This is a genomic window from Sedimenticola selenatireducens DSM 17993 (assembly GCF_000428045.1).
In the GTDB taxonomy this organism is placed as follows: Bacteria; Pseudomonadota; Gammaproteobacteria; order Chromatiales; family Chromatiaceae; genus Sedimenticola; species Sedimenticola selenatireducens.
The window spans coordinates 177,955-195,825 of sequence record NZ_ATZE01000004.1 but is presented as its reverse complement, the minus strand read 5'-3'; the positions used below and the strand labels follow the sequence as shown (position 1 = coordinate 195,825).

Sequence of the window (17,871 nt, the reverse complement as noted above, 5' to 3'; positions counted from 1 at the left end):
AGCCGCCGACAAGTTTGAAATATTTCGTGATTTATCTGCTCGTTTTGTCTTTTGTCTATATTCCCTTGATGGGCATTCAAAGATAATAGTTCTACCGATTTTTAATCATATGAGCGTTGATTGATAGCCGATCTTCTGGATCGCTTTCACTTGTAAAGCGTCCATTACCTGAAGCCTAACCGTCACCCATCTACATGTATATCAGTGGTTTAGGAGTTTATTAAAATAACCTGAACCCATCTTCCCAAACTGCTATATTCTCTAAGGGAATGACAAAACAAACAGGGGAATAAATATCCAGGATTCGATAGATTCAGCATGGAGAATGGTACTATATTATCCTGTCCAAGCTGAGCTTCCAGGTGTTGGAGCTGTTGCTATTCATTGTCCATTGGATCGTCTTGATAGTTGTTGGTTGTAGATTGGATACGTAGTAGGTAAACGAGGAAACTTTATGCAGGATGGCGTCAGATTTGCGGTAACGGAAGAAGACAATCAAGCTTCATTTAGACTGCGTTATCAGATCTATGTAAAGAGTATGGGACGTCTGAAAGAAAAAGGCGATCATGAAAAACAAGAGCTGAAGGACGAATACGACAAATCAGCACGGGCAGTTATTGCCATTCAACATGGTGAACCCATTGGCACACTTCGTCTGTTTTGGGGTGGTGATTTCCCATTCTCTGATTCACTGATTGAGGCATACAGTATTGCCCCTTTCCTCGGCGTATTGAATCAGGATCAAATCTGTATAGTTGAGCGACTGATGGTCACCGAAGGCCATAGAGGGAGCAATGTAACGCTCAAAATGTATAAGGAGGTAATGAATTTTGTCCTCAAACATCGCGCTGAAATCGTACTTCTCGATTGTGAACCCCACCATCTCAACTCTTACTTAAAACTTGGATTCAGACCGTTTACATCACCCTATACCTATCCAGGCATAGGCTTGGTAATTCCGATGGCGCTGATCGTTGGCGACTATGAGCACCTGAAGCAGATTGGTTCACCATTTGCCATGCTAACCAAACCTGAGGACCTCGCCTACTGCAGTTCAGTCGAGTCTCTCTCACAAATCGTTGGCAATAAAACCAATGTTCACAGCCTCACTGTTTCAAGCACGGCACAGTTCCTGGAAGAGATACGCGTCCTCTCACCCGGCAAGCAATGGACATTCAATACCACACCCAGCCTGTTCGATGCGCTCGAAGAGAGTGAAATCGAACGTATAATTCAGAAGAGTCATATCATTGCCTGTAAAAAAGGCAATCATATTATCGAGAAGGATAACTCGGCAAAAACCATGTTCATTCTGTTGTCTGGTCATGTGGCCGTAGAGAAAAACGGCCAGATGATCGCCATGGTATCGCCTGGCGAGGTGATAGGTGAAATCGCATTCTTCCTGGGAGTTCCCAGAACAGCCAGTATTATAGCCGCCACAGATAATGTAAAAGTGTTGTCCCTGGATGAAAGGGGCTTATCACGCCTACTGAAGCACGAAGGACAACTGGCCAACAAGGTATTGATGAACATGTGTCGTGGCTTGTGTTCCCGTATCCTGGCAAGTAGCGAAATGTCCGATTTCAACTCCAATTAGCTGTAGAAAGCCCCCTGCCCGTGCGCCCTGTGAATTATTGAATCATGGTGCAATTCGCTCATCCTCTTTTCAGACTATCGAGCAATGCAGTAGCGTCCGGACGTTCTGAAAAATCCTGTGTCTTTCCAAGCAGTTCAGTGAGTATCTGAACTGCTTGACTATTATTCCCGGCGGTCGCATTGATTAACGCCTCGTGATATCGCAGCGTTGGGTTGTCTGGTTCCAGATAGAGTACTTCTTTTATCGTACGCAGCGCCGCCTCAAAGTCGCTGTTAGCTAAATAGACCATTGCCAGGGTATCCATTAATGATACTGAACCCGGCTTGAGTCTATTGGCCTTTTGGGCATAAATCAGTGCCAGAGCAGGATCGGTACTCCGTAACGCCCAGGCCAGATTATTCAACACCAAGACAGATTCAGGCGACACCACCAATGCCCGTTGATAATACTTGACCGCTAAATCATCCTGTTTGAGACGGGTATAACTGATGGCGACAATTAAATTAGGATAATACTCATCTGTATGGTTTTCAGCCCAGTCCACCTTGAGTTTAAGCGCACCTCCATTATCCCCTGCCTGCGATTTCTGCCTTGATAGCGCAAGCATATTGCCGAGATTCGGGAAGGCATCAAAGACGCGCTCGGCAAGTTTCAGCGCTTGCTGTTGATTACCCTTCAGGGCCTCGAGGGTAACCTCCACTTTCATTACATTTTCATTATCGGCGGCAAAGGTTTTTAATTCAGCAATCTCCCGCTCTATTGCAGGAATATCCTTGTTGTTCACAAGAAGGCGAAGCAACACAATGCGCGCGGGGATGAAATGGTCATCCAACTGTATGGCCTTTTCCACCATTTCCTTTACTTGCTCTAGATTCCCCATTCCGGCATAGGCCTGGGCCAGGATAAAGTAGCCTTGAGGGGCTTCCGGTGCTCTGGATATGATCGCCTTTGCCGTCTTCTCAGCGGATTTGAAATTTCTCTGCGCAATCTCCTGGCTTGCAATCACCTCCATGACCGGCAGCTGTTTTCTTGCCTCAGCATCAAGCGTTTCGATGAGTCCGGCAACCTGCCCCGGATTTCCTGAATTGATATAGTGCTGGGCCAATACCAGCCTGGGTTTCAGTGCGTCCGGGTACAGGCGCATTGCTCTTTCCAGACGCAGGATCTGCTGTTGTGTTTTCCCTTCAAGCGCATCAATTTCCGCAAGCTTTATCAAAGTTTCCAAATTATCCGGATGCGCCGCGATCACCCCGTCAAGATAATCTCTTGCCTTGTCATATGACTTCTCTAAGGTAGCAAGAGACGCAAGATTGTGACCCGCATCGGTATTTCCCGGCTTTATTTTCCATGACTGTTCGAGGGCTTTTTTGGCGGCCTTGAAATCATTTTCAGCGATATAGATCATGCCGATCATGTTATAGGGAATTTCACTCTCTGGCGCCCTCGCCCGGAACTCGGCTGCCGCCTGATGTGCCTTTTCCATCTGCCTTGACCGCAGATAGCTTAATATCCGGTAAACATGTGCCTGATCATTCTCCTCATCCTGCCTGATGGCCATTTCAAGCTGTGCAATTCCTTCCTCCTGATTCCCGCTCATCATCAGACTGGCACCCAGGCGGAATCTGGCATCGGCAGAATCAGGATTACGCTCAACAACCTGGTTAAGCAGCGCAATTCCCTCTGCTGTTTTTCCACTCATGAGCAGTGCTTTAGCCAGGATATTCTGTGCACCCTCATCTGGATTAGCGGTTGTTACAACCGGATTCAGTAGTGTTTCAACATAATCATACTCTTTCTTTGCAAGTTTGATTTCCGCCAGAAGTTTCCGGTTGGGCAGATGCTCCGGGGTTAAGGTAAAATACCGCTCTGAATGGGTTTCCGCCTGCGCAATATTTCCCTGCTGATAGCTCACGTAAGCCAGATAGAACAGTGACACCGGATAGCGATCCTGATCGAGCAGCGCCAGATCAAACGCTGATTTTGCATCCTCCAGATTGCCTGATGCCAAGTGGACAAGTCCCTGGGAAAAAGCAACCCCCGGATTGTCAGGAAGCTGTTTATTCAGGATATCCAGGTCAAATTGAGCTTGTTTCAAATCATTCAACAGAATATTGACGGTCACCCGCTTATTCCGATCAGCCAGGCTGGTGGGACGAATGGAAAGGGATTTGGTATAGGCCTCCCGTGCCGCCTGCATATTCTTCTCGGTTCGCTCGATGTCACCTAACAGGCTCCAGGCTGCGGCATAATTCCTGTCAACCTCAAAAGCGTGATTCAGCTGTTCGCGTGCCTTTATCGGGGACTTTTCCGCTATCAGGTAAGTGCTGGCCCGGGCAACCTGAACATAAGCCGAACCTGCGGCAATACCGATTGCCCGTTCGGTTCTTTCAATGGCCCTGTCGAACTCACTCTTCAGTAAAAAAGCCATCCCCTGGGCCGCCAGAACTTCACCCTGCTCTTGCGGTGCAAGATGATCTGCCTGCATGGCCAGCACATCATCGAGCTTTCTCAGTTGAAGCAGTACCTGGCTCAAGCTCGGGAATATCTCATTGTCATCGGCGCCGAGTTCTTTTGCTTTTTTCAGCTCTTTCTCAGCCGCAAGATGGTTACCGGTATTCAGGTACAGCTGCCCCAGATAGGTTCGGACAGTACTGTTATCAGGGTCTTGTTGAAGGGCGTTCTTGAGTTCGATCAGTGCCGATTTGAAGTCACCCTCGGCCGCAAATTTTTGTGCATTTTGAAGATACTGCTGATCATCAACGACGCCGCAACCGGCAATAAACAGCAATGAAGAGAGGCAGAGTGCGCGTCTTAAGGTCTTATTCATTTAACTTCCTATCTGTTGATCCACAAGCAGGGTGTGTTCAGTCGACCTGAACTCCATGATCTACTTGAGAATGCAGCGAGTTCACAGCAAATTGTAGCTGTGTTACCCAATCCTGGTTTAGAGATTGCCCTGTGACAAACTCATATTAATGATGATCACATAATGCCCGAGGCACTAATTATCGGCAACATCATAAGGCGAAATTTAACGTATAACTTATTAATAAACAGGTATAAATCCGCTATTGAGCAAGACCATATTGGTCCTGATACAATTAGCCAGTCATTTAGATCCTATGTCTTGCGGCACCAGCTTCCGTCAATACCCCAGAGATTACTGGAATATGGAGCGAGCACTGCGCTTGGTGCCACTCCAAGGACAGGGATTTTTCCAAAGGTGAACGCATAACCGATTCATCGGTAGCACTACATGCCACCAGGAGCCGATCGACACAGATTGAAAGTCAAGTAACCTGATGTCTTTCCAGGATGGAATTCACCAGGCCGACACAAGCCGGCTCCAACAACTCAATCACGCGCTCAAAGCCCGTCAAGTTGCCAAAATAGGGGTCGGGGACTTCCGGCACATCCGCTACAGCTGAATAATCCATGATCGACGACAGCTTATGTTTATTTTCAGGTGGGCACTCCTGCACCAATCGGTGCATATTCTCACGATCCATGGCGACGATGTAGTCATATCGCTCATAATCGGACGCTTCAAGCATCCGGCTCTTGAACCTGCTGATATCAACTCCACGCCCACTGGCCACCTGTCGGGCGCGTATGTCCGGTCTTGTCCCCGCTCGGGACACATGGGTACCGGCAGAATCGACCTTGATCCGCCGCTTCAGCCCCCGCTCCTGGATAATTTTCTGCATCACCCCCTGGGCCATGGGTGAACGACAAATGTTGGCGGTACAGACCATGAGAATAGTAATTTTTTTCTTGAACATTTTAATGCTGACGTAGTTACGGGATCTACCGAGAAGCCGAGGCATTTTACCGAACAGGTTTAACAATCTACCACATATACACGCAGGATCTTCCGGCAGGCATTGATCGACTGTCACCCGCTGGCCCGACGGGCAGTCCCGGTGGCTTCAGTGGATCGGCACACGATCAGGGAACTCGGGGCGATCATGAAAAGTAAGAACACCGGATCAGCAAAATATCCCTTGCCTGTTATGAAAATGCAGATATTCGGCCATTCGCAGGTTACCGAGGCACAGGAAATCCTCGAACTGCCAGAAGAAAAATTTTTCTTATTCCAGTAAGCTTGCGGATAGGCAAATCTGAAGAGCTACAAAAATTTTAAGAAGATCCGTAAAACAATCTGGCCGGAGAACACCTCTAGTCGTCGCCCGGAGGCTGTTTGGCGTCTATTTCATCGCCAGCGGTGTATTGATCCACATTGGGATTGCGCTGGGTATTATCCTGGTCCGATCGGTGTATCAAGAGCCCTTTACCTCGTTTGTCGAGAGGGCCGGCACTCGGCTCACCAATGAGCCCTACGGCTATCGTAAACAGGCCGGCGAGCTGATTCGAGGGATATTTCAAACTCTCAGCATTCGACATGTCCCATTGCTATCTACAGATATGCACCAGTGGAAAGGACAGGGCGCCCGTCAGCATGCCTATTACCAACCGCAGCACTATTCAGACAACGGCATTCCTATCCCCTCTTCAGCGATTTCTGTTTTTCCCTCTGCCCCTCCAGAGGGGGAACATATCACCGTCGATACAACCGATTCGCTGTTGACGGCAGTAAAGTCGGCAAAACCCGGCCAGGTGATAACCATAAAACCGGGTATCTATCGATTTCATGGCAGGAGCATTCCCGTGACCCATGCGGGAACCGTGCAGCAACCCATTATGGTAAGGGCCAACCGGTTGGGAGAAGCCCAGCTGGAGTTTTCAATGCTCGAAGGGTTCCATGTAATGGCGCCTTACTGGGTGTTTGAAAACCTCATTATCACCGGAACCTGCAAGAATGATTCTGACTGTGAACATGCCTTCCATGTTGTGGGTGATGCCCAGGGTTTCGTATTAAGAAACAGCACAATCAAGGATTTTAATGCCCACGTTAAAGTCAACGGCAGCAGTGGGCACTACCCGGACAATGGCTTGATCGAACACAGTAACTTCTATAACCAACACGCAAGAAAAACACCCAATCCGGTTAATCTGCTCAATATCAACAGTGTCGATAACTGGCGGGTACAAAGCAATTTGCTGGCCGATTTTATGAAATCTGGTGGAGATAAACTGAGTTACGGAGCCTTTATGAAAGGCAACGGCAGAAAGGGGATCTTTGAAAATAACCTTGTGATCTGCGAAATGAATCTCACATATTCCGGAAAAACCCAGGTAGCGCTCTCTTTTGGCGGGGGTGGAACAGGCACGGCATTTTGCAGGGATCAGTCCTGCGAAACGGAGCATTCCGAAGGCATTATTAAAAACAATATCATCCTTAACTGCCCTACCGATGTGGCCATCTACCTGAACAAGGCTGCGAAAACCCGGATCTATCACAACGCACTCATCAACACATTAGGTATCGACGCAAGATTCGGATCCACCTCTGCTCTGATTGCGAACAACATCATAGCCGGCCGGATCAAGGACCGCGATGGAGCAACAACAATACGTCAAAACAACCTGATCGATATTGATTGTGTACAACCTGGGTCGTATTGGCCATTCAGTTGCGCTGTCGATGAACTTTACCAGGCACCCTACGCGGGAGATTTCAGGCTTCAAAAGGGTTCACTGATTCTGGGACGCGGGATAACGATCAATAAAAAGATGACAGATTTTTGTGACAATACTGCCGATCCGCAGCATCCAGACCTTGGACCGATTCAGTACAGCAATGGCCGATCCTGCTTACCACTCTATCGAGAGTGACATCAGAGCCTGAGTACCCAGACGGAGATTGCTTCTTTCGGTGCATTCGCCGCCAACACCAGCAGGTTATTCAAGTTATCGTATTGCAAGTTGTAGTTCATACCCAGTCGAAAGGGAAAATCCCCTTCCGGTACCCTCTCCCACCGGTCTGAGGCGGTATCGTACATCCAGGTTTGAGCCACCCGTGCGTCTTGGTCAGGATCATCAACAAGCGCCACCACCTGCCCCACTCCAGCATGATAAGCGAGGGGGCTGGCCTGGGTGCCCGGCGGCCTGATACCGGCCGTGGACTGCCGCTTCAGTTGCTCTGTCTCCGGCCGGTAAATCCAGACGTCGTTCGAGTTTTTATTGTTCCCGAAAATCACGACAGCATCATTTTTCTGATCATAAACAGCATTGGTGTGGTAGGCGTAGGGACCCTTTTTGACTACTTTGCTCCAACCACCCTGCTGCAAATATTGAAAAATACCATCGGGCCTGATTCCCAATAAATGCCCACGCCTACTATCGTAGGCGGTAGCATAGGGGAAAAAAGAGGTCGTCTTCCCGAGGTCATACTCCCATTGATTCGAAACGAAATCATACACCCAAGTGGGATGTTGCTGAATTTGTGGCCAAATATCGGCCAACCAATTGCCGAATCGCCCAGGCTTCAAATGTTCGGGATGACTCGCAACAATCAAACGGTCGTGGATCGGATCATACTCAATCGCATCAAAAGTATGCATTGCCCAGGGCTGAATATGACCTGTGCTGGCGATGGGCACACCATCAGATGAAACGGTGTAGTGTTCGGGCCGACCAATCTCGCCGAATACCGACCAACGAAGCGCTCCCATATCAAATGTTCTAATTACATTTGACCAATCCGTCCCGTGGGTATCACTGCCGAACAGAATCAATCGACCCCGCTTGCTATCAAATGCGCTGCCTCCATGCCGCTGACGATCAAACTTTACCGTATCTTCAGCTCCCTGCTGATGTATTTTGATCCAGCGCCCTTTGGCAAGTGTGTGAAAAGCCGGGTTAGTCTTGCCACCCGGAACCGCATTGATAACAGTCACCGGTGTTGAATCAACAGGCCCACTAAAAAATCCTGCCAGCTGTTTCCAGCGCCAATGACTGGTAATTTGGTTGGAAAACAGAGCCCAGAGTAAAGCGATCAGCAGAATATGGGCCGTTAATCCAAACCAATAAAAATAGCGCCTTGCCCCACGATAAACTTGCATATCAGATCATGCTCTGGCTTTCGCTGCAAAGCGGCAAACCATGGCTATGGCTGCTTGGTAATTTCACTTGTCAGCTCATGAACATAACGAACAGGAATGGCATAACTGATTCCTGAGGGCCGCTCCAGGATGGTCTCCTTGGTATCTTTCACAAACACACTATTCAGCACACCGACCACTCTGCCGCTCTCGGACTCGTAGACCGGGCTGCCACTGTTGCCCGGGTAAGCGGTGCCATCAAGCTGATAGACTTCAAACTTGTTCCGCATGCGCATAATTTGTTTCGCCTTTAGTTCCCTGGAGCTGTTGGAGGGCACCACCACCGGTGTGATGGCGGAGACGATAGCCCGGTGTGTTACCGGGTAGAGTCCCAGCACCATACCGATGGGGAAACCGGTAAAGGCGACCTCCTTACCCTCACGAATAGCAGTCGCAGGTGCCAGTGACATCGCCGGGAGTTGAGCCTTGCCAATATCCAGGAGCACCAGATCATGGTCCGGATCAGACTTCACGATCCGGGCCATATGTGCCGTCGCATTTTTTCCCCTACCACTGAACACGGCCAGCTGCTCCTTTTTTGCCGTATCGATCAACTCCGGAATCACATGATAATTGGTAACTACCATCCGCCCGTCGCCAATTACAAAACCGGTCCCCATGAATTGGGCCGAGGGGCGGCGCAGCGGCATAACCGTTCCCACGGCAACTATACTGGGTCGAATCCGGTCGATAGTATCGGGCAGTTCCGCACTGATTGCGGGGTGGCACAACAGGCCCAACAGCAGCGCGGAAAAGATTGCAAAGACCTGGACTCTCATAAATAACACCTTTCAATTATTCCATTTGGCTGAGTGAAAATGGCTAGTACCCTGGATAGAGAAGGGCACATACCACAGTATTTGTACATTCCACTAAAAGCCATCCCGATAGGGGGAGCAATCTCTGCCCACCAGAAAACTTATCGGTTATAATAGGCGCTTACATAAACTCCTAACAATGCCGTAGATGACTTACAAGTGATTTTGGCGACTCACAAGGAAAGCATTTGATGGACAAGAACGTAGTCTGGCACCAACCCACCGTCACTCGCGACAGGCGTGCCAAGAACAATGGACACAAAAGCGTCATTCTCTGGTTTACCGGACTTTCCGGCGCCGGCAAGTCTACCATCGCACACGCCCTCGAGGAGAGTCTCCACAAAGTGGGGGCCAACACCTATGTGCTTGATGGCGACAATGTCAGGCACGGTCTCTGCGGTGATCTGGGCTTCTCCGATACGGACCGGAACGAAAATATACGGCGCGTAGGTGAAGTCTCGAAGCTTTTCATCGATGCTGGGGTGATCGCCTTGAGTGCCTTTATTTCCCCTTTTCGGGCAGACCGCCAGCGTGCCAGAGACCTGGTCGACGAGGGGGATTTTATCGAGATCCATGTAAAATGTCCGCTGGAAGTCTGTGAAACTCGCGACCCAAAGGGTCTCTACAAGAAGGCGCGTGCAGGACTGATCAAGGGTTACACCGGCATCTCGTCGCCCTATGAGGAACCGGAAAAACCGGAAATTGTGATCGACACCAGTGAAAAAAACATTGATCAATGTGTGGAAATAATCATTGAGTACCTGACCAGGAAACAGATTATTGTGCCTGCAACCCTGGACAGATCGGCAAGTTGTTAAAGGGTCGCAATCATTACCAGCCAACTGGTTTTTATTTTCGCCACCCTCTATATGACTCGTTGAAAAATAATTAATCCGCACAATTCATAGGGCTCTATGGCATCCCCTCCCCTGATTGCACATGTAATCCACCACCTCTGGATCGGCGGCCTGGAAAACGGCCTGATCAACCTGATCAATCGCATTCCTAATGAACGTTACCGGCACGCCATTATATGCATGGATGATTTTTCAGATTTCCGGGATCGACTGCAGCGGGATGATGTACAGATTATTGCCATCCACAAGAAACCAGGGCGAGATCCTGTTGCGAAATGGCGACTATTCAAGCTGTTCCGGGCTTTGCAACCCAGCATCCTCCATTCGCGCAATCTCTCCGGACTGGATGCCCTATTACCCGCTTACATGGCGGGAATCAAACACCGGGTCCACGGTGAGCACGGTCGGGATATCGACGATCTGGATGGCAGCAATAAAAAACTGCAACTGTTGCGGCGCCTGCATCGCCCTTTGGTCAACCGATACATACCGCTTTCACAAGATCTGGAGCGCTACCTGAAAGAGAAGATCGGTGTGGATTCAGCCCACATTACCCAGATCTATAACGGTGTCGATACGGACAGGTTCAAGCCGTCACCTGGCGTAAGGCCATGCCTGCCGGCCAATGAAGGGTTTACGGATGACAAATCGATAATCATTGGCACAGTTGGCCGCTTTCAGTCGGTAAAAGACCAGATGAACCTGGCCGAAGGATTTATCCAGCTTCTGGAAAAACATCCCGATTTAAAGAAAACGGCCCGACTGGTAATGATCGGCGATGGTCCGCTGCGTGAATCCGTTCTGGAGAGGCTGAATGAGGCGGGTTATGCCAACCTTGTCTGGGCCCCCGGCCCCAGAGATGATGTCCACACCCTCCTTCCTGCCATGGATCTGTTCGTGCTTCCCTCGCTGGCTGAAGGAATATCCAACACCCTGCTGGAAGCGATGTCATCTGGATTGCCTGTTATTGCCACCGCAGTGGGCGGGAATCCGGAACTGATCGTGGATGGCAAAACCGGTACACTGATTCCCGCCGCGGACAGCCAGGCTTTGGCGAATGCGCTGGCGCACTACCTGTGGAATCGGGAACTGTTGAAAACGCATGGCACAGCGGCTCGCGAGCGAATTGAGGAGCGGTTCAGCATAACCGCCATGGTCGAGCAATATATCGGCGTTTACGACCAAATGCTTAGTGCATCCACCCGTAACCTCTGAACTCACGCCGGTTCCCGGCCCAATTTTTCAGCGACTGATTGTTTGGAGGATTGATAATTCTCGATTACAAATCGGCCAATTTCAGAGTGACCAATGATTTTCAGTATTTTGTCAGTCGTGTGGGAATCTAGACTTTTCTCCCACTTATCAATATTCGCGAGCGGATTCTTCATTACCGAGAAATAGCCGGATTCACTATCCGTTCTCGAGAGCATTTCAATAAATTTTTGCATCTGTCTATCAAAGGGAATGTCCATAAATTCGCAGAGCGCCTCCACTCTGTCACTCATATTCACACAGAGATCCTCGTAAGAAACGAGCATGTAGTTTGCACTGCCCGAGAGTTCCCTGTAACTCTTGTCATTTTGTATCATCCAGATGTAGGCGCTCTTCTCCTCAAAACTGGCGTTTGATATCGCCTCGATATCGATTGGGAAAAAACGGTTATTGGACATTTTTGAAACAGAATTTATGAACAACTCCTGTCCCATCTTATTCTGTTCTATACCCCGAAGCTGTGAGGCGATAATGGCACCAGGGTGACGTACGATATGTATAAATTTCATCTCGGGCACCGCCTGAGCAAACATCGGCACCCTTCCCAAAGAATTTACGGATTTGATAAGCGTTAGGTAGTTGTCATTCTTTGCCAAATCCGGGATTGGCAGCTTTATCCCAGCCTTCTCCGCAACCGCGATGGCGGGAATCAGAAATCGCAGCAACATCGTGCCGGCCGTCGAACGGAAATCCTTTTCGAACAGGGGTTTTTTCCCATTTACGAAAGCAGACCGCTCCCTGCACAGATGCCTAAGGTAACGACGGGAAGCATCTGCAAACTCCAAGTATTGTTCAGATTCCGGAAGAAAGGGTATATCGTTGTTTGGAGATGTCTTGTCCGGCTCGTGCCGATAGATAACCGAGCGGGAAGAGTCGATCAGCTTGGCAAGCAGCGTAGTGCCTGAACGACCGGATCCATAAGCAAATATTGTACGATCCATTTTTGTATTTACTTCCTTTGAGTAAAAAACAGGTTGTTAATCCCCGGTCCGGTAGTTCTCCGTCAAACTGATAACACAAACCATCTTTTAGTGCATTTTCCCTGGATATGGGATCATATCTTTATCCTTACTTTTTCAAGTATTATCCCGACGAGTTCTGCTAGTGTATTCTGACACCACCATGACCATTAATAATCCCCTTGTGAAATTCTTTTCACTGTTATAACTGAGTAGGACTATCCTACCGTCGTGAGTTAGAATCCGGAACTGATCGTGGACGGTGAAACTGGCACCGCGATCCCCGCTGCAGACCGTCAGGCATTGGGAAATGCATCGGTGCGGTACCCGTGGGGTACCGAACTATTGGAAATGCATGGTATAGCGGTCTGCAATCGGATCGAGGAGCGTTGCACTATCGCTGCCATGGTCGATCTATATATCGAGTTAACTACAGATTGATGGAAATATCCCATATAGACATTACCGATACATGCTGATTCCTGAGTTTACCCAAAAGGGAGCGATAGTAAAGCGTTACAGGACGATTAACCCGCTCCAACTTCATAGGTTGCTTGTCAAGTCCTGCGCCAGCAAGTCGAATAGATTGCGGTCGACGAAATTCCCGTTGACCAAGAAAGCCTCACGCATCGTCCCCACTAGCCTGAATCCCAAGGCTCTAAGTAATCGCTCCGAAGCCAAGTTTCCCGCCTGGGTGCTAGCGGATACGCTATGTAGATCCAGCTTACTGAATGCGTGCTGTATGGCCAGTTTTACGCATTCGGTCATTACCCCAGGATACCGCACCATATTCGATCCGCGGAGATACCAGATCACGCCCGACTTGTCCACGCGGCTGATATCACCGACAGTGATCAAGCCGTAAGGCTCATCATCGAGCAGCGCCAGCCACATGTGGTTTTTTCCGGTCCTCGAGGCGATGGCAATGAGTTTTTCATCGATGCTGCGATTGCGCCATTCGGAATACAGCCAGCGATTAATTTTTGGATCCATCAACCAGCCGGCCACCTGTCCATAATCGCCATTACCCAAAGGACGGATTGTCGCGAGCATTGAGCTATACAATCTTGCGCTGAACAAAGGCGGTGATTTTCTCGACCGAATCCAGGTTGTCGAGGTGCAGGTCGAGGGCCTCGATTTTCGTGTTGATCTCTTGCTCCACGAAAGTGACAAGATCAACCATGCTGAAGGAGTCGAGTATGCTAGATGAAAACAGCGGTGTGTTGTCGTCTATGTCCTCTATGTCGATGTCGAAATTGTCCGCAATATAGGTCAACAGGTTTTGTTTGAATGATGAAGGGTTCACGTCTTTATTACTCCTTGTTGGCGCTGATTGATGGCGATTATTTTCAAGGCTTGGCTATCTGGCTTGCCGCTGGCGGTGCGAGGAAAGCGGTCAAGGATCAATATTTGTTTGGGTAGCATATAACTCGGTAGGTAAGTGGCTAGACGCCTGCGGAGTCCAGTTTCATCCAGAGGTGGATTATCCTCTGCCAAGGTAACGAAAAGCGCCAGTTCCAGTTGATCACCTTCGGCCAACACCACCGGCAGGGCCTGTTGGATTTCCGGCAAAGCTTCAGCCTCGGAAGCAACCTCGGACAGGTGAACCCGGTTCCCCTTAATTTTGACCATGTCATCTGCACGACCCAGAAGGTGGAGCCTGCCTTCGGCGTCCATGTAGCCCAGATCGCCAGTGCGTACGGCAAATTTAGATGAGTTGCAGGGCGGGTCGTAGAAGGGGTTTTCGATGAGCTTGCTGCTACTATCACCATCCAGATATCCGAGCATCACGCCGTCTCCGACATGTAGGACTTCGCCATGCTCGTTGGGCGGCAGCGGGCGCATGTCTGCGTCTACAATGTAGATACATGTACCGGAATAGGCGCGACCGACACTGCTAGGCGCGACTGCTATATCGTCCGGGAAGGCGATAGTCGAGCGACAGGTTTCGGTCTGGCCATAGGTTTTAATGACCTGAATGCCATCCAGACGCTGAATCAATGCCGCCTGTTTTTCGGCGCTCAGGCTGCCACCGGATATGGTTACGTATCTGGGCAGGGGCGACTGAAAACTCAAGTTTGATCCCAACAGATCGAGCCAGATTGACGGCACGGCGGAAATGCCGGTGATGGATAAACGGCTAGCTGTCTGTACTATGTCGATCGGCAGCCAAGAATTCAGTAATACCAGCGGACAACCGATTACCCAAGAGGTCAGCACCTGGCTGAGTCCTACATCGAACGACCAAGGCAGTATGCTGAGCAGACGGTCGCCTGGATTGAGTCTGAAGTTTTGGGCCTCGGAGACAGCGCGAGAAATCAGGTCTGCATCCGAAATCAACACGCCTTTGGGTTTACCTGTGGAGCCCGACGTAAACAGGCAGGCGGAGGGACTAAGAGGGTCCCGTTTTTCGACTTGGCTAACCGGTGTCTTGCGAAAGTCATTCGACGATAGGACACGAATCGACAACTGATCCTGCATTCGGATGACCTGCTTGTCGTACATCGACAACCAATTCTCGGTCTTTAGCGCAAGGATATCTATCCCCGACAGGTACTCTAACTGGTCAGTATCGGCCTTTTTCAACGCCATCATACCGGGACCATCGATCCATAAGGCACCCGTTTGGGTTTGCTTCAATACGTGCTCGAGTTGAGTCACCTGGACCCGGCTATTGATCACTGAGAATACCCGCCCTGCGATTACGCAGGCCAGCATGAGTGCTAGACAGTCGACGCAACGTGTGAGGAACAGAGGGACCACTTGGTCAGGTCGGTGATATTCTTTTATCAGAGTGGCATAGATTTCCGCTTTAATCCAAAGCTCGCAGAAAGAAACCTGCTCTTCGCAGTCAACTCCCAGACCCATTACTGCAGGTGCGTCGGCTTCCCGCTCGAAGCATTCACGAACGACGGACAGTAGGCCACGGCGTGTCATGGTGTGGTGCAACCCAGTTGCTGCAAGCGTTGCTGAAACCGGGGCAGAGCCATGAGTTCCTTGAAGGTCGCGTCGGCCATAAGAGCGGATCCCCGGGCGGTAAAGTGCATGGTGTCAGTATAGTGGTTCCGATCGGCTGGTGGGAGCAAGGTGCTGTGCAGAATGTCGACACTATTATAATCTGGTAACTCCGCGATTACCTCGTTATAACCCTCGCGTGTGGCGATCAGATCCGGCAACGCCACATGCGGCATATAGAACAGATTGGTATTGGCGGCCTGAAGCTGTTTTTCGGGCGTTTGGTTACGTCGGAGCTGTGAGCCGATTTGCGCCACAAAAACAGTCAGGCCATCTTCGAGCAAAGTATCGGTAAGACGTTGCAGTCGGTCGCGGAAGCGCCCCTGAATAAGTTCCAGGTCCAGGCGGAGTTTACCCGCGTGGCTGAAGGCAGATCGCTGCAGTTCAATTATTCGGAAATTTTTCTCTAGTTTCGCCCATAATATCGATAGGCTAGCGAGCGCCGAAGGTTGGTAGTGTCTGGTGTCGAACCCCTGTTCAGCGGCCAACCAGTCAAGGTCCTGATTTATGTCGCCGGGAAGTAGAATAGCGATATCCACATCCAATGACTTTAGCCGGGAGTTATAGAGAGTCAACAAGGTTTTCGTTCCAAATCCCGGCTGCCCGGCGTTGATGAAATCAAAGCGGCAATCCGGATAGAACTTCGAAAGCAGATTGACTGTCATGTGCGGCCAGTTCTTTCCTTCTGTAATGTTTGCTTCGTAGGTCGTCGAACTGCCGAGAAATAGGATTCGTATTACCCCGTTAGACTTTCGTTCAGGAATATCTGGTCCTCTATATCCCAAATTGTTTATGCGTACCTGCCCCAATTGCCGGTTTGGATTAATGAGACGCAGCCCCGTGACATCGTCGACATAGAACGCAGAAGACTTCTCCACAGACTCCTCAACACCGAACTTAGCAAACTGGACTAGGCGTAAACCGATTTCACCAACTAAAAACATGCCCAAGGTCAGGCCCAATAGTACAACGCCAGTGAGTATTTCATATCGGCGTGTTGATTGTGTGCTGCCCAAGGTTGTCATATCACAGCACTAGGTAGTTGAATTTTGCTTCCTCTTCAAACGAAAAATAGAGGATAAGTAGCAGCATCAGAGCGTAGATCAGAGCGGCGGCCGGTACCGCAAAACTTGGCGGTAGTTTTTTACTAATCCAGTGATACATCAATTACCTCCAATCCAGCCGATGAATATGATCCGATATATTTGCAATGTATCTGCGAATGACTCCTGGCTAATGATAATGTATCCGAAGAAAAAGTAGTTGGCAGTTGCAAATATCTTTAACACCTTGACCAGTAGTGGATCCGGGTGCTTTTTTCCCTTGAGGCCCCTTTCGCGGTTCCTACGGCGTACGTACTGCTGCAGCTTATTCACAAAGATAATGCCAAGGCCGTGATAAAGCCCCCAGATCACGTAGCGTAGCGACAATTCATGCCATATACCTACAACAAGCAACGAGACCAACGTGCCCAAGTAGGGGTTACGAGTCAACCCGACCATTGTCATATAGATATAATCGCGCGACCAACTGGTCAGTGAAATATGCCAGGAGCGCCAAAACTCTGCAATGTTGGTCTTCATGAATGGGTTGTTAAAGTTTTCCATTACGCGATACCCCAACATCAGCGCAAAGCCGATGGCGATATCCGAGTAGCCGGAAAATTGAACATAGAGATTTAGGCTACCACGCACGGCCTCTAGGTAATAGATAAGCGACTGGTTCGACGAGTCGAGTTGCGCAATCTGGTTGGCAAGGTATTTATTGAACAGGAAATTTCCCAGCACAATGATCTTAAAATATCCCAAGAGGATGCGTTCAATGCCCTCTGATAGCTCAGAGGCATTCCAACGAATGGCAATGTGATTGTTATGAAACGCGGTAAAGCGATGAATGGGACCAACCAGCATGGTTGGAACGAAAAACAGGTAGCAGACATAGTCGTAAAAGCCGTGTGTGGGTAACACATCGCGATATTTGTCGATCACGTAGTGCACCACGCGAAAGGCATAATAAGACATTCCTATAGGCATGGCGACGTCACGTAGGACCTCGACCGGTGAGTGTGCGACCCGCATCTTGTAATAAGCGACCACGGCGATCACCAATCCCACAGACACAGTAATCATGGCTTTCGATACCCGGTCTTTCCTCACTATCAGGTAACTTATAAGGGTAAATGCGACCAGAAACAGAGCCGATGTCAATTGAATACTGGCAAGAAAGACAAAACTAACGAGTGCGAGAAATCCGTTTCGCCAAGGCGCCGGAAGTAGCCAGTATATTCCTGTGACGCCCACAATCAGGGCTAGCCAGGTGAGGGAGGTAAAGGTCATGGATGCTGGTGTA

General features: G+C 49.5%; 16 protein-coding genes. 5 read left to right on the top strand and 11 right to left on the bottom strand.

Translation table 11 applies throughout. The features are described 5' to 3' along the window. The first annotated feature begins 454 nt into the window (after positions 1 to 454). The gene (locus A3GO_RS0105135) at positions 455 to 1,597 is read left to right on the top strand and encodes a GNAT family N-acetyltransferase (RefSeq protein ID WP_029132490.1); all 1,143 of its coding nucleotides are present in this window, start codon (positions 455 to 457) and stop codon (positions 1,595 to 1,597) included. A gap of 58 nt (positions 1,598 to 1,655) precedes the next feature. Here A3GO_RS0105135 and prsT read toward each other — a convergent pair whose 3' ends face one another. Together prsT and A3GO_RS0105125 are read right to left on the bottom strand one after the other, a co-directional pair. Continuing rightward, positions 1,656 to 4,424: an XrtA/PEP-CTERM system TPR-repeat protein PrsT gene (gene prsT, locus A3GO_RS0105130; RefSeq protein ID WP_029132489.1), complete on the bottom strand. Its 2,769-nt coding sequence runs from the start codon at positions 4,422 to 4,424 to the stop codon at positions 1,656 to 1,658. Positions 4,425 to 4,887: 463 nt separating this feature from the next. Continuing rightward, positions 4,888 to 5,379, bottom strand: coding sequence for a low molecular weight protein-tyrosine-phosphatase (locus A3GO_RS0105125; protein WP_037374696.1), 492 nt, complete (start codon positions 5,377 to 5,379; stop codon positions 4,888 to 4,890). 186 nt (positions 5,380 to 5,565) lie between these two features. Here A3GO_RS0105125 and A3GO_RS26670 point away from each other — a divergent pair, with 186 nt between their 5' ends. Continuing rightward, a complete protein-coding gene (locus A3GO_RS26670; protein WP_273437590.1) occupies positions 5,566 to 5,700 on the top strand; it encodes a hypothetical protein in 135 nt (44 codons plus the stop codon). Between the two features lie 172 nt (positions 5,701 to 5,872). Then, on the top strand, positions 5,873 to 7,333 hold the full coding sequence (locus tag A3GO_RS22640) for a polysaccharide lyase domain-containing protein (RefSeq protein WP_157606717.1): 1,461 nt from the start codon (positions 5,873 to 5,875) through the stop codon (positions 7,331 to 7,333). 2 nt (positions 7,334 to 7,335) lie between these two features. On the opposite strand, the gene A3GO_RS0105105 is transcribed toward A3GO_RS22640, so the two are convergent. Both A3GO_RS0105105 and A3GO_RS0105100 read right to left on the bottom strand, forming a co-directional pair. Continuing rightward, on the bottom strand, positions 7,336 to 8,562 hold the full coding sequence (locus A3GO_RS0105105; RefSeq protein WP_029132485.1) for a hypothetical protein: 1,227 nt from the start codon (positions 8,560 to 8,562) through the stop codon (positions 7,336 to 7,338). Positions 8,563 to 8,606: 44 nt separating this feature from the next. Next, positions 8,607 to 9,380, bottom strand: a complete 774-nt coding sequence (locus tag A3GO_RS0105100) for a S1 family peptidase (RefSeq protein ID WP_029132484.1) — start codon at positions 9,378 to 9,380, stop codon at positions 8,607 to 8,609. 230 nt (positions 9,381 to 9,610) lie between these two features. On the opposite strand from A3GO_RS0105100, the gene cysC reads away from it, so the two are divergent. Together cysC and A3GO_RS22635 are read left to right on the top strand one after the other, a co-directional pair. Continuing rightward, on the top strand, positions 9,611 to 10,237 hold the full coding sequence (cysC, locus tag A3GO_RS0105095; RefSeq protein WP_029132483.1) for an adenylyl-sulfate kinase: 627 nt from the start codon (positions 9,611 to 9,613) through the stop codon (positions 10,235 to 10,237). A gap of 96 nt (positions 10,238 to 10,333) precedes the next feature. After that, positions 10,334 to 11,491 (top strand): TIGR03088 family PEP-CTERM/XrtA system glycosyltransferase, encoded by a 1,158-nt coding sequence (locus A3GO_RS22635; RefSeq protein ID WP_037374695.1) that lies wholly within the window; start codon positions 10,334 to 10,336, stop codon positions 11,489 to 11,491. 2 nt (positions 11,492 to 11,493) lie between these two features. Here the strand turns inward: A3GO_RS22635 and A3GO_RS0105085 are convergent, their stop codons facing one another. The 7 genes from A3GO_RS0105085 to A3GO_RS0105050 all read right to left on the bottom strand — a co-directional run bounded on the left by A3GO_RS0105085 (position 11,494) and on the right by A3GO_RS0105050 (position 17,858). Beyond that, positions 11,494 to 12,489, bottom strand: coding sequence for a sulfotransferase (locus A3GO_RS0105085; protein ID WP_029132482.1), 996 nt, complete (start codon positions 12,487 to 12,489; stop codon positions 11,494 to 11,496). A 561-nt stretch (positions 12,490 to 13,050) separates the two neighbouring features. Then, a complete protein-coding gene (locus A3GO_RS25185; RefSeq protein WP_084609794.1) occupies positions 13,051 to 13,560 on the bottom strand; it encodes a GNAT family N-acetyltransferase in 510 nt (169 codons plus the stop codon). Between the two features lie 4 nt (positions 13,561 to 13,564). Continuing rightward, positions 13,565 to 13,813, bottom strand: coding sequence for an acyl carrier protein (locus tag A3GO_RS0105070; RefSeq protein WP_051301856.1), 249 nt, complete (start codon positions 13,811 to 13,813; stop codon positions 13,565 to 13,567). Next, positions 13,810 to 15,444: a class I adenylate-forming enzyme family protein gene (locus tag A3GO_RS0105065; RefSeq protein WP_029132478.1), complete on the bottom strand. Its 1,635-nt coding sequence runs from the start codon at positions 15,442 to 15,444 to the stop codon at positions 13,810 to 13,812. The genes A3GO_RS0105070 and A3GO_RS0105065 overlap by 4 nt, the downstream gene beginning before the upstream one ends. Next, positions 15,441 to 16,484 carry an SGNH/GDSL hydrolase family protein gene (locus A3GO_RS0105060; RefSeq protein WP_157606716.1) on the bottom strand — a complete coding sequence of 348 codons (1,044 nt, stop codon included), beginning with the start codon at positions 16,482 to 16,484 and terminating at the stop codon, positions 15,441 to 15,443. Before A3GO_RS0105060 ends, A3GO_RS0105065 begins: the two co-directional genes overlap by 4 nt. Before the next feature lie 64 nt (positions 16,485 to 16,548). Beyond that, positions 16,549 to 16,686: a hypothetical protein gene (locus A3GO_RS26035; RefSeq protein ID WP_157606715.1), complete on the bottom strand. Its 138-nt coding sequence runs from the start codon at positions 16,684 to 16,686 to the stop codon at positions 16,549 to 16,551. Then, a complete protein-coding gene (locus tag A3GO_RS0105050; RefSeq protein WP_029132476.1) occupies positions 16,686 to 17,858 on the bottom strand; it encodes an MBOAT family O-acyltransferase in 1,173 nt (390 codons plus the stop codon). Before A3GO_RS0105050 ends, A3GO_RS26035 begins: the two co-directional genes overlap by 1 nt. Between the last annotated feature and the right edge of the window lie 13 nt (positions 17,859 to 17,871).

What these genes read in the sequence shown, in the direction of transcription:
- A3GO_RS26035 (WP_157606715.1), bottom strand. Translation starts at nt 16,686, where the DNA reads ATGTATCACTGGATTAGTAAAAAACTACCGCCAAGTTTTGCGGTACCG.
- A3GO_RS0105125 (WP_037374696.1), bottom strand. Translation starts at nt 5,379, where the DNA reads ATGTTCAAGAAAAAAATTACTATTCTCATGGTCTGTACCGCCAACATT.
- cysC (WP_029132483.1), top strand. Translation starts at nt 9,611, where the DNA reads ATGGACAAGAACGTAGTCTGGCACCAACCCACCGTCACTCGCGACAGG.
- A3GO_RS22635 (WP_037374695.1), top strand. Translation starts at nt 10,334, where the DNA reads ATGGCATCCCCTCCCCTGATTGCACATGTAATCCACCACCTCTGGATC.
- A3GO_RS0105050 (WP_029132476.1), bottom strand. Translation starts at nt 17,858, where the DNA reads ATGACCTTTACCTCCCTCACCTGGCTAGCCCTGATTGTGGGCGTCACA.
- A3GO_RS0105100 (WP_029132484.1), bottom strand. Translation starts at nt 9,380, where the DNA reads ATGAGAGTCCAGGTCTTTGCAATCTTTTCCGCGCTGCTGTTGGGCCTG.
- A3GO_RS0105065 (WP_029132478.1), bottom strand. Translation starts at nt 15,444, where the DNA reads ATGACACGCCGTGGCCTACTGTCCGTCGTTCGTGAATGCTTCGAGCGG.
- A3GO_RS0105135 (WP_029132490.1), top strand. Translation starts at nt 455, where the DNA reads ATGCAGGATGGCGTCAGATTTGCGGTAACGGAAGAAGACAATCAAGCT.
- A3GO_RS0105105 (WP_029132485.1), bottom strand. Translation starts at nt 8,562, where the DNA reads ATGCAAGTTTATCGTGGGGCAAGGCGCTATTTTTATTGGTTTGGATTA.
- A3GO_RS25185 (WP_084609794.1), bottom strand. Translation starts at nt 13,560, where the DNA reads ATGCTCGCGACAATCCGTCCTTTGGGTAATGGCGATTATGGACAGGTG.
- A3GO_RS26670 (WP_273437590.1), top strand. Translation starts at nt 5,566, where the DNA reads ATGAAAAGTAAGAACACCGGATCAGCAAAATATCCCTTGCCTGTTATG.
- prsT (WP_029132489.1), bottom strand. Translation starts at nt 4,424, where the DNA reads ATGAATAAGACCTTAAGACGCGCACTCTGCCTCTCTTCATTGCTGTTT.
- A3GO_RS0105085 (WP_029132482.1), bottom strand. Translation starts at nt 12,489, where the DNA reads ATGGATCGTACAATATTTGCTTATGGATCCGGTCGTTCAGGCACTACG.